Raw genomic sequence first — 11,873 nt, 5'->3', positions numbered from 1 at the left:
CAGATCGCACCCAACCCACAGCAAGACAACCGCGCTCTCGCTCTTCCATAAAGAATCAGCAGCAGCAGGGATGGTGGGAAAGCGGGAAACGCAAAGCGTTTTCCGAGGCAGTCCCATCGCCGTCTTTTCCACCAGCCGCTTGACAAAAACAGACAGTCGCTGAGCGAAGTCTCTCGCAGCTTCATCGCGAGTTACGCAGTCGAAGGACCCGCGGTTGCACTTGCCGTTGCTTGTTCTACCCGTTGCTACCTCAACTCAAGCACAAACCGCCCGGGTGCCCCATCCCTCGCGCCTTTGCCTCTAGCGAAGGGTGGGAACACATACTTCCCCACCACAGCACCGTTGAACAAATATCTCTCCCCAACGGGAATAGATCGCCGACCCGCATGTTCACACAAAAAGGGACCTCGTAACAATCAATCGGGTTCAATGGAGAGTGGGAGTGTTGAGAAAGCAGATGTGGGTGGGCTTAGTGATAGCCTCTGCGCTGTCGATGCAGAGTTTGGCTGCACAGGATAAAAACAACGAAAAGAAAGACGAAAAGCCAGCCGCTGCAGCTCCGGCATCTGTCACGTCGGACTCGACCACCGAAGGAACAGTAAACGTAGGCGGTCAGGTCATCCCCTACAAAGCAGTAGCCGGAACCCTCACCGTAGGCTCGACCGAAGCTCAGGACGCGACCCTCGGCCTCGACGGAAAGACCCTCCCCGACGCCGGAAAGCTCCCCGAACAAGCCACCGCGCGCATGTTCTACGTCGCCTACTTCAAAAAAGACGGCGGCCCCAACCGGCCCATCTCGTTCCTCTACAACGGAGGCCCTGGCGGAGCATCCTTACCGCTGCACATGGGCGCATTCGGCCCCCGCCGTGCCGTCACCACCGACACCCAGCACGACGAGGGCGCACCCTATCAGCTCGTCAACAACGACTACAGCCTCCTCGACGTAAGCGACGTCGTATTCATCGACGCTCCCGGCACGGGCTTCGGCAGAATCCTCGGTCCCGACAAAGAGAAAGCCTTCTGGGGAAACGATCAGGACGCCCACGCCTTCGACCGTTTCATCCGCCGCTTCCTCACCAAGTACGACCGCTGGAACTCCCCCAAATATCTCATCGGTGAAAGCTACGGAACCACCCGTAACGCGATCCTCGCCGCCAGCCTGCACTCTGTCGATCTCAACGGCGTCGTCATGCTCTCGCAGATCCTCGACTTCAACAACAACGCCGACGGCCAGCAGTTCAACCCCGGCGTAGAACAAGCCAACGCCCTCGCCCTCCCCACCTACGCAGCCGTCGCCTTCTACCACCACAAGCTCCCCTCCCAGCCCGCCGCGTTGGAGCCATTCCTCGCCGAGGTAGAGCAGTACGCGCTCAGCGAATACATCAGCGCCCTCATGCAAGGCTCAGAGCTGTCCGAAGCCCGCAAGCAGACCGTCGCCAAGCAGCTTCACGAGTACACCGGCCTGCCCGTCGACCTGCTCCTCAAAGCCGACCTGCGAATCAGAGCCGGCATCTTCTCCGAGAATCTCTTCCGCGATCAAGGGACAGCAGTAGGCCGCCTCGACGCACGCTACCTCGGCCCCGACCTCGATCCCCTCAGCGAAGACTGGCAGTATGACCCTCTCATCAACGCCATCGTCCCCGCCTACACGGCACTCTTCAATCACTACATGCGCTCCGACTTGAAGTACGGAAACGACCAGACCTACAAGGTCTTCGCCACCGAAGACGGGAACTTCCACTGGGACTGGCATCACCATCCCGCAGGTCTTCCGCCCGCGGACTACCCCGTCGGCACCAACGTCCTACCCGACCTAGCCTTAGCGATGAAGTCCAACCCCAGGATGAAGGTGATGCTCGTAGGCGGCTACTACGATCTAGCCACCCCCTTCTACGAGGGCGTCTACGAGATGCACCATCTCCCCATGCCCAAGAGCCTCCAGGCCAACATCAGCTACCACTACTACCCCACCGGGCACATGGTCTACGTGAATCAGGACGCCCTGAAGCAATTTCACCTCGACCTGGCCGCCTTCATCAAGAGCACCGAAAGAGGGAAGTAAACCTCCCCGTCCGCAATAAATAAAGCAGCCCATAAAGCCGCAATGGGAACCGAGCTCACCAACACAGGTGAACCGTCGGCTCCCATCGCGGCTTCTTTTTCTTGCGCTAAACACCCTAATCGCAATAACTTACGGCCACTCAGCAACCCGCCACACCCGGCAGGCACAAGGAATCTCGTCCCTGAACCCTAATCAGGACCAATCTTGTCGTATATTCATGGAATAGATAAATTGTTCACTGAGCAATAGACAAATGAGAGAGGCCGCCGCGGAAGTCTTTTTTGGCGAAGCTCCACGGCGGCCCCGAGATCGACAGCCCAGAGGCGTGCCGAGCATCCATTGTAACGCTCGCATGCTCCCTGAGGCCGTTTTAGGAAAGGTGTGTCGCATGTTGAAGCGCTGGCAGTTCATTGGGGTAGTCGCAATCTTGGTATTTGGAGCACCCGCAGGCTGGTCGCAGACCGCCCAGATCTCCGGCGTAGTGCAGGACCCCGCAAAGATGAACGTCCCGGGAGCCGCCGTGGAGCTCAGGAACGAGAAGACCGGCGAGACCTCCGTCACCAGAACCAACGGCTCAGGACTCTACTCCGTGCCGTCCCTGGAGCCCGGCATCTACACCCTCAAGATCACCGCCTCCGGATTCGGCACCGAGATCGTCCACGGCGTAGTCGTCGAAGTAGCCGGCAAGATCTCCCGCAACGTAGACCTCAAGCTCGGCTCGGCCAGTGAAGAGGTCCAGGTAGACGGCGGCGGCCAGACCGTGAACACCGTCGACGCCTCCGTCAGCACCGTCGTCGACCGCCGCTTCGTCGAGAACCTTCCCCTCAACGGACGCAGCTTCCAATCCCTCATGACCCTCGCCCCCGGAGTCATCGTCGTGCCCTCCGCCGGCTCAGGCTCCAGCGGCGAGATCAGCGTCAACGGCCAGCGTACCGAGTCGAACTACTACACCATCGACGGAGTCAGCGCCAACACCGGAGCCACCGTCTCCTCCGACGGCTTCCCAGGCGCAGGCTTCTCCGGCTCCACCCCGCAAGGCAGCGCCCTCGGAACCACCCAGAGCATCGTCTCCATCGACGCGCTGGAGCAGTTCCGCATGACCACCTCCTCCTACTCCGCCGAGTACGGACGCACCCCTGGCGGCCAGTTCAGCTTCAGCACCCGTGGCGGCACCAACGAGTGGCACGGCACCGCCTTCGAGTTCCTCCGTAACGACGCCCTCGACGCCATGAACAAGTTCGACACCGTAAAGCTCCCCGAGCGCCAGAACGACTTCGGCGGCACCTTAGGCGGATACCTCCGCATCCCAAAACTCTACGACGGCCGCAACAAGACATTCTTCTTCTTCTCCTACGAAGGCCTGCGCCTCACCAGCCCCAAGGCTGCGGCACTCTATCAGGTCCCCAGCAACGCACTGCGTGCCTCCGCGCCCGCCGCGCTCAAGCCCTTCCTCAACGCCTTCCCCGTCAGCAACAATCCTGATCTCGGCAACGGCCTCGCCAACTACACCGCCGGCTACGCTGCTCCTAGCCGCCTCGATACCATCTCCATTCGCATCGACCACTCCTTCGGCGACCGCTTCAAGATCTTCGGCCGCTACAGCGACGTCCCGTCAGAGAGCCAGGACCGTCAGGCAAGCTCCCTCTCGCAGGTCAACGCCACCGTCCGCAACGTCAAGACCCTCGTGCTCGGCGCCAGCACCGTGATCACGCCATCCATGGCCAATGAGTTCCGCGCCGGAGTAACCGGCAACGACTACAAATCCAACCGCTACCTCGACAACTTCGGCGGAGCCACCCCCGTCGCCCTCAGCACCGCTCCCGGCCTCTCCAACGGTGACTGGATGACCTTCTTCCTCTTCTACGGCCTCTACCCCTACTACCTGTTGGAGCCGCAGAGCAATCGCCAGCGCCAGCTCAACATCACCGACACCATGACCCAGACCGTAGGCCGCCACAACCTCAAGTACGGCGTCGACTTCCGCCGCCTCGTCACCAGCGAGAAGCTGCCTCCCCTCTGGGAGGTCGCCTTCTTCTACACCCCGGACGCGGTTCGCACCAACACCCCAGACGGCCTCTACGTCTACACCCAGAACGTCAACATGAAGTCCGTCACCAAGAACTTCTCCCTCTTCCTCCAGGACGAGTGGAAGGCCACCGAACGACTCAGTATCTCCGCCGGAGTTCGTTGGGATGTAAACCCGCCACCCACCGACGCCAACGGCAACACTCCATACACCGTTAACCAGATCACAGACCTCGCCACCGTGCAGGCCGCACCTAAGGGCACGCCTCTCTGGAAGACCACCTACGGCAACTTCGCTCCGCGCCTCGGCGTGGCCTACCAGATCCATCGCGCCCCCGGCATGGAGACCGTCCTCCGCGCAGGCGGCGGCCTCTTCTACGACACCGGCCAGACCCTCAGCTCCCAGGGCTACTATGGCATCGGCACCACCGGCTTCGCCAGCTACAACGCGCCCTTCCCCGCGACCCTTCAGCAGGTGCAGTCCGCGCCCACCCCCAACGCCAACGCCCCTTACAACGCCGCCATCTACGGCTTCGATCCCAACCTCAAGCAGCCCTACGTAGGCCAGTGGAACGTAGCCTTGGAGCAGTCCCTCGGCTCCCGTCAATCGCTCCTCATCAACTACGTCTCCAGCGCCGGACGCCGCCTCGTAACCCAACGCTTCTTCCATCCCGAGACCCTCGGCAACACCGCCTTCAGCAACGCCAAGGGCCTCTACATCAGCTCTAACGCCGCCTCCAGCGACTACAACTCCCTGCAGGTAAAGTTCGACCGCAAACTCTCTCGCGGCCTCCAGGTACTCGCCGCATACACCTGGTCCAAAGCCATCGACGACGCCACCTCCAACTTCACCGTCTACCAGCTACGCCGCTCCGTCTCCGACTACGACATCCGCAACAACTTCCAGGTAGCCGCCAGCTACGACCTGCCGGGCCGATACGCAAACCCCGCCGCAGCCTATGCGTTGAAGCACTGGGCCCTCGACGCGCGCGTCTCCTCACGCAGCTCCTTGCCCGTCGACGTGCTTCAAGCCGCAACCATCGATAGTACCAGCGGCGCAAACATCGCCTACCACCCCAACCTCGTACCCAACCAGCCTCTCTACCTCTACGGCAATCAGTTTCCCGCCGGCAGAGCCATCAACTATCAAGCCTTCTCCACCACAACCACTCCCGGACAGGACGGCAACGCCGGACGCAACATCGCCCGAGCCTTCAGCGCAACCCAGGCCGACGTCACCCTGCGCCGCGACTTCCCCTTCACCGAGCGCGTCGGAGTACAGTTCCGAGCCGAGGCCTACAACGTCCTCAACCACCCCATCTATGGCACTGTCCGCAACTCGCTCTCCGCAGGGCCAGCCCTCTTCGGACAGGCCTCCAACACCCTCAACAACCAGCTCGGCGGCCTCTCATCCCTATACCAGGTAGGCGGCCCAAGATCGATGCAAGTCTCACTGAAGCTGCACTTCTAGCATTCGATCTCGCCTTGTAGTTGTAGTTGCTTTGCAGTTGCAGTTGCAGTTGCAGTTGTCGTTGTTGTTGCAGTTGTTTTTGCCGTTGCATGTTTTACGCCGTCATCCTGAGCGCAGCGAAGGACCCCTGTATTTGTTTTTGCACTTGCTTTTGTTCTCGCACTTGTAAGTTCGTACGCACTATCCGGCCTCAAACATACAAGCCAAACAAGGTAAAAACACAGTGGAAACCCCCACCTTAACCCCGCCCCAAAAGACAACAACCGCCACCTGGCTACGCTCCCCGCAACGCATCTGGCTGCGCCGGGCAATCTTCCAAATCCATCTCTGGATCGGAGTGATAGTCTCCCTCTACTGCATCGTCATCGGTCTCAGCGGCTCCGCACTGGTCTTCAAAGAAGAGATCGAAAGAGCAACCGAACCCGAGCTCTACCACGTAGCGCCAGCCCCTCGTCAGACCACCCTCGACCAGGCCATCCGCCGCATCGAAGCCGAACGCCCCGGCTGGCGCGTCTCCGGTCTCGAAAACTTCGAGCAGCCACAAACGGCAGTCCTCGCCCTCATGGGACGCAAGGACACACCCCCCAACGCCAACTACCGCGCCGTCAGCTTCAACCCTTACACCGGCGCGGTCCTGCGCGACCGTATGCGCTTCGACGGCGTCCTCGGCTGGACCAGCAATCTGCACTTCTACCTGCTCGCCGGAAAGACCGGCCTGCTCATAAGCGGGGGCATGGCCCTCGGCCTCCTGCTCTTATGCGTAAGCGGCCTGATCCTCTGGTGGCCCGGAGTCCAACGCTGGGCCGCGGCTCTGATCCTCCGTCTCCACCGAGGAGGACGCAGAGTCAACTGGAAGCGCCTCAACTGGGACCTCCACTCCGTACTAGGCTTCTGGAGCTGCGTCGCCTTGCTCGCCGTAACCTTCACCGGCCTCTACTTCTGCTTCCCCGCGCCAGTAGGCGGAGTGACCGTCCTCGTCACCGGCGGAAGTATCCACAAAGCACTCGCCGAGGTCGAAGCCCCCGACCGCAAGCCATCCCCCAGCACGCGCCCCATCATGACGGTCGATGAAGCAGTAGCAGTAGCCCGCAAAGCCCTGCCTGCGGAAGCGCCAGCAGGCTACATGTCGCTGCCCCACAAACCGGGCGCGGCCTACAGCGTCACCGGCTACTACAAGGGAGCCCTGCCATTCTCCCAACTTGTACGCGTAAGCCTGGACCCGCGAACCGGCGAGGTCCTGGGCTACACAGACACAACCCACCAGATGCGCGGTCTCCGCGTAATCCAATACTTCTACACCGTCCACTTCGGATCCTTCGGTGGAGACGGAGCTCTCGGCCTCTTCATCAAGATCCTCTGGTTCCTGCTGGGACTGATGCCAGCCCTCCTCGCCGTCACCGGCCTCATCATGTACTGGAACCGAAAGCTGCGCCCGCTCCTGCGAACGCTCTCCACATAACGATCTCGCACAACAGACGCCATAACGCCCTTCGACAGGATGCGCCAGCACCGGCAAGGGCGGCTACGCCTCACCCAAGAAATAAGTTCGAGACCCGCGTGTTCTTACATCATGAGAGTCTCGCTCCGGTCGAACGGCCTTGCAGAATCGTCCGCTCGCTCCCTCGCCGGTAGCAGTCTATTAAATGTGTTGCAGCACCTTGCCGCGAAGGCCTCCCCTTTTTAGAGCACAACCCACAACATCGTCTTGTCCCGGGTCAGATCCAGCTCAGATCCATCGCTGACGTCGTAGTCCCTTCCTGCGATCAGCGGGTACGGGCAGCGCCCGCCTGGACCACTGGCGCAGGGATGAAACATCAGGCATGGAGGTAGCGTGACAGCCATCAAGACCGCTGACATGTATTTGGAGAATGTATGTGTTGGAATGGCAAAGCGTCTACCGTATTAGCGACCTGTGGCCTTGTAGGATGCGCCTATTCGGCCTACAAAAAAGAACCCTTCGCCCTCTGGGGTTGTCTCTCCTACTTTTCACTCATGGAAGCGCTACAGGCCTATACCTACACAGTCATCAACAACTGTAGCGATCCCATGAATCAAGTCGCCACCTTGCTGGGGTTTCTTCATATTGCGATCCAGCCATTTTTTATAAATGGAATATCGCTCTACTTCATCCCTGAGAAGCCTCGAATCAAAGTGAGTGGGTTTGTCTATTTTGTGTGCTTTATCTGCACGATTTTAATGATCCTCAAAGTCTACCCCTTCGGCTGGGCCTCCCACGTTCCAAGAGGTGCTGCACTATGTGCGGATCGTCTCTGCTCGGTATCGGGGAACTGGCACATCGCATGGGAACTGCCAGTCAATGATTTTATGAACGTAACCCTCTTCGGTTACAAAATTGTATGGGCCCCATACATCGTTGCCGCGTTCATCCTCCCTCTCCTCTATGGATCATGGCGATTCACCTTGTACCACCTTCTCCTGGGCCCAATCTTAGCGAGACTCACCACCAATAACCCAAATGAATTCCCCGCGGTATGGTGTCTGCTGTCTATCGGATTTTTATTGATCGTAATAAAAACGCCAATCAGACAAATACTGTTTGTCCGTCGTGTCTGGTGGATGCGCGGACTGAAAAAAGAGACAGCTCGGGAGATTCCGACATTTAGCTAAATGGACAAGAGCAGGGCTCAGACAACAAGATCTCTGAGGAGCCCCGCTCAGTTTTATGTCGCTCAAAGCGCCCCGCTCCACCCAGCGTCCAAGCCAAAAAGCTTGACACCCCAATTACAATAAGAAGTATGAGGAGATCGGCGAAAGCCGACCTCCTCGTTGTTCTTTGACATCCAAAAGAGGACCTGGAAGTCCAGGCCTAAGGCTCATGCTGTGAAGATTTTGCGCAAAAAGCCGGGGGGAGGGGGTGCCTATCCCAGCACGCCCGTCCGCTTGGCCACCGAGGTAAACACCTCCAGGGCGGTATCCAGACTCTCCCGCGTGTGCTCGCTATTCATAATCGTCCGCACCCGGGCCTTGCCCTCCGGAACCGTTGGAAAAGCGATTCCCGTAGCCATCACGCCGCCCTCGAACAGTGCCTTGGAAAACTCCATCGTCCTGCGCCCATCGCCCAGAATCACCGGCACAATCGGCGTCTCGCTCACCGGAGTCGTCCGCCCGCCAACATCGAAGCCCGCGCTCTCCAGCCCCGCCTTCCAGTAGCGTGTGTTCTCCCACAGCCGCTCAATCCGCTCCGGCTCATCCTGCAAAATATCGAACGCTGCAATGCAGGTAGCCGCCACACTCGGCGGATGCGAAGTAGAGAACAGAAATGGCCGAGCCCGATGGTAAAGATAGTCGATCAGATCGCGGCTCCCGCAGACATATCCGCCCAAACCACCGATCGCCTTGGACAAAGTTCCAACCTGCACATCGACCTTGCCGTGTACGTCAAAGTGATCGATCGATCCGCGCCCATTCCGCCCGAGAACTCCACTGGCATGCGCATCGTCCACCATCATGATCGCGCCGTACTTCTCCGCCAGCGCTGCCAGCTTGTCCACTGGTCCGATATCTCCATCCATCGAGAACACGCCATCGGTAATAATCAGCTTCTTGCCCGGCTCGTTCTCGATCTCCTTCAGCAGCTCCTCGCAGTGCGCGACGTCCTTGTGCCGAAACACCTTGATCTTCGCCCGGCTCAACCGCGCTCCATCGATGATGCTGGCATGATTCAGCTCATCCGAGAGGATGAAGTCATCCTTTCCCAGGATCGACCCCACCGTTCCCGCATTCGCCGAGAACCCTGACTGAAACACCACGCAGGCCTCGACGTTCTTGAACGCGGCAATCTTCTCCTCCAGCTCCATATGGATGCGCATCGTCCCCGCGATCGTCCGCACCGCGCCAGATCCGACTCCATACCTCTCAGTCGCTGCAATCGCCGCCTCCCGCAGCTTCGGATGATTGCAAAGCCCCAGATAGTTATTCGAAGCCAGGTTGATCACCCGCTTGCCGTCATAAGTGCAGATGGCAGCCTGCTCATCCTCCAGAATTCTCAGCTTGAAGTAGGTTCCGCGCTGCTTCAGCTCTTCGATCTGCGCGGTCAAATGGGCGAGTTGCGGACGGGACGAGGTAGCAGTAGTCATAGCAATAATCGTAAACCTTTACCGCCCATACAGTTCTCTGGCCCGTATCTGCATCCAATCAAAGGCGAAGTCAAATTAGTCCCATCTCATCCATCCCGCACTAATCCAAAGACCCAAGATCGAGGACCGAACGATGATCACTCAAGCACATTACAAGACCGCTGCTACTCTGGCGCTCGCACTCACTCTCTTCGTCGGCTGCCAGTCCAAGCAGGACGCGGCCATCGAGCAGGCCAAGCAGCAAGCCACCGCCACAGGACAGGCCCAGCAGGTCATCACCACCGATAAGAACGGAACCACCACCACGACCACCGTCCAGCCCGCCGCGGCTCCTGGCCAGCCCCAGACCGTCACCACCACGACCACCAGCACCTCCGCTTCCGCTCCAGTCGCTGGCACCACGGTCACTCCAGCCTCGCAGCCCGCGGTAGCAGGCGGACAACCCGCCAGCGGCCCGGCGATGGCTCCGACTCCTGGCGGCGATCCCGTCATCCGCCCCGCTGACGTCAACGTCCCTGCTGGCACTAGCCTCGCAATCCGCATCAACCAGCACATCAGCGTCAAGACCACCAGCCCAGGCGCTCCCTTCGACGGCGAGATCGCCGAAGCCGTCGTAGGCGACAACGGCCGCGTCATCATCCCCAGAGGAACCCACGTCGGCGGCATCGTAGATGCCTCTCACCGCCGCGGCCACTTCAAGGGCGCATCGATCCTGCAGCTTCGCCTGACCTCGCTGACCTTGAACGGAACCCGTTATCCGCTTGAGACCCACGACCTTACCCGCACCAAGAAGGGCAAAGGCAAACGCTCGGCAGCCCTCATCGGCGGCGGCGCAGGTCTGGGAATGCTGATCGGCGGAGTAGCCACAGGCGGCACCGGCCTCCTCATCGGCGGCCTCGCTGGAGCAGGAGCAGGCACCGGAGTCGCAGCCCTCACCGGCAACCGCGACCTCGACATCCCCTCCGAGTCCATCGTCCGCTTCAAGCTGGCCGACTCCCTAACCCTCGCCCAATAAGTATTTGCAACCTAGAAAAACGGCACTCGTCCATAGCGAGTGCCATTTTTCTTGCAAAGCCGAGACAGAAGGAACGAAGCTTAAGTCCCCAAAAACTCACCCACCATTCTCTGAGCCTCTTCAACGACCTCTGTATCTCCACCACAACCCTTCAACCACCGAATCTCCGGTTCGCGCCGAAACCAGGTTCCTTGGCGTTTGGCATAGTTTCGGTGTCCTTGTTGCGCCCGCGCAACCGCTTCCTCCCGCGTAAATTCTCCCCGCAGAACCGCCATCGCCTCCGCATATCCCAGCGAAGTCAGCGGCCTGCACTCCAATCCATACCGTTCCACGAGCCGCTCTGTCTCCTCCACCAGCCCTCGATCGAACATCTCCGCTGCCCGCTGGTTGATGCGCTCGTATAAACGCGCCCGCTCCGGATCCAATCCCAGCCGCAGAATCCTGTATCCAGTCAACGCGTCGCGGCCCTTCTCCCATTGCTCTGTCAACGGCTCCTGCGCAGCCAGACTCACCTCGATCGCTCGGACGACCTTCGGCACATCGTTCGGATGAATCGCCGCCGCAGCCTTGCCATCCAGCCGCGCTAATCCCCGATGCAGGTAATCCGCTCCCCGCTTCGCCGCCGTCTCCCGCAATCGCTCCCGCAGACCAGGACGCTGCGGCGGAGCAGGAAACAGCCCATCGATCAACGCCCGCAGATAGAGCCCTGTTCCGCCAGCCACAATCGGCACCTTTCCGCGGCCAACAATTCCTGCCAGAGCCTCTCTCGCCAGCCGACTGTAGTCTCCGGCAGTACAAGCCTCGTCTGGCCAAACCACGTCGATCAGGTGATGCGGAACTCTGGCCCGCTCTTCGTGCGAGGGCTTCGCGGTTCCGATCTCCATCTCCCGATACACCGCTACGGAGTCGCAGCTTACAATCTCCCCGTGGAACTCCTCGGCCAGACGCAGCGCCAGCGAGGTCTTCCCGCTCGCCGTCGCTCCAACCAGGACAATCAGAGCAGAATCCTTCACCACAGACGCCACCATCCTGGCGTAAAGACCGAAGGAAGCCCTGCCCGCAGCAACGCGAAGAGCAGCACCGCCGCGGCAAGAAACAACAACCCTCGCACCTGTCTCCTGCGCTCGTGTCGCAGCGAGGAAAGGGCTGCGGCGGATCTCGCCTCACGTTCCGTCGGTGCCATATTCGAGTTCCGATGCGCCA

The 11,873-nt window shown here is 60.1% G+C and carries 8 protein-coding genes; 5 read left to right on the top strand and 3 right to left on the bottom strand.

Annotated elements, in window-relative coordinates; genetic code table 11:
• Positions 1-442 precede the first annotated feature (442 nt).
• From HB393_RS07430 to HB393_RS07415, 4 genes are all read left to right on the top strand, one after another.
• Positions 443-2,062 carry a peptidase S10 gene (locus tag HB393_RS07430; RefSeq protein ID WP_345945071.1) on the top strand — a complete coding sequence of 540 codons (1,620 nt, stop codon included), beginning with the start codon at positions 443-445 and terminating at the stop codon, positions 2,060-2,062.
• A 388-nt stretch (positions 2,063-2,450) separates the two neighbouring features.
• On the top strand, positions 2,451-5,558 hold the full coding sequence (locus tag HB393_RS07425; protein ID WP_213804507.1) for a carboxypeptidase-like regulatory domain-containing protein: 3,108 nt from the start codon (positions 2,451-2,453) through the stop codon (positions 5,556-5,558).
• A 223-nt stretch (positions 5,559-5,781) separates the two neighbouring features.
• A complete protein-coding gene (locus tag HB393_RS07420) occupies positions 5,782-7,017 on the top strand; it encodes a PepSY domain-containing protein (protein ID WP_213804506.1) in 1,236 nt (411 codons plus the stop codon).
• Between the two features lie 413 nt (positions 7,018-7,430).
• Positions 7,431-8,186 carry a DUF5765 domain-containing protein gene (locus HB393_RS07415; protein ID WP_213804505.1) on the top strand — a complete coding sequence of 252 codons (756 nt, stop codon included), beginning with the start codon at positions 7,431-7,433 and terminating at the stop codon, positions 8,184-8,186.
• A 251-nt stretch (positions 8,187-8,437) separates the two neighbouring features.
• On the opposite strand, the gene HB393_RS07410 is transcribed toward HB393_RS07415, so the two are convergent.
• Positions 8,438-9,655, bottom strand: a complete 1,218-nt coding sequence (locus tag HB393_RS07410) for a glycine C-acetyltransferase (RefSeq protein ID WP_213804504.1) — start codon at positions 9,653-9,655, stop codon at positions 8,438-8,440.
• A 133-nt stretch (positions 9,656-9,788) separates the two neighbouring features.
• On the opposite strand from HB393_RS07410, the gene HB393_RS07405 reads away from it, so the two are divergent.
• The gene (locus HB393_RS07405; RefSeq protein ID WP_213804503.1) at positions 9,789-10,670 is read left to right on the top strand and encodes a hypothetical protein; all 882 of its coding nucleotides are present in this window, start codon (positions 9,789-9,791) and stop codon (positions 10,668-10,670) included.
• A gap of 80 nt (positions 10,671-10,750) precedes the next feature.
• On the opposite strand, the gene miaA is transcribed toward HB393_RS07405, so the two are convergent.
• Together miaA and HB393_RS07395 are read right to left on the bottom strand one after the other, a co-directional pair.
• The gene (gene miaA / locus HB393_RS07400) at positions 10,751-11,683 is read right to left on the bottom strand and encodes a tRNA (adenosine(37)-N6)-dimethylallyltransferase MiaA (protein WP_345945070.1); all 933 of its coding nucleotides are present in this window, start codon (positions 11,681-11,683) and stop codon (positions 10,751-10,753) included.
• Positions 11,680-11,853, bottom strand: coding sequence for a hypothetical protein (locus HB393_RS07395; RefSeq protein ID WP_213804501.1), 174 nt, complete (start codon positions 11,851-11,853; stop codon positions 11,680-11,682). Before HB393_RS07395 ends, miaA begins: the two co-directional genes overlap by 4 nt.
• Positions 11,854-11,873 lie beyond the last annotated feature (20 nt).

The sequence above is a fragment of the Granulicella sp. dw_53 genome, from assembly GCF_018449545.1.
Taxonomy (GTDB): Bacteria; Acidobacteriota; Terriglobia; order Terriglobales; family Acidobacteriaceae; genus Edaphobacter.
The sequence above is the reverse complement of the archived record's forward strand: the minus strand, read 5'-3'. Positions and strand labels throughout refer to the sequence as shown.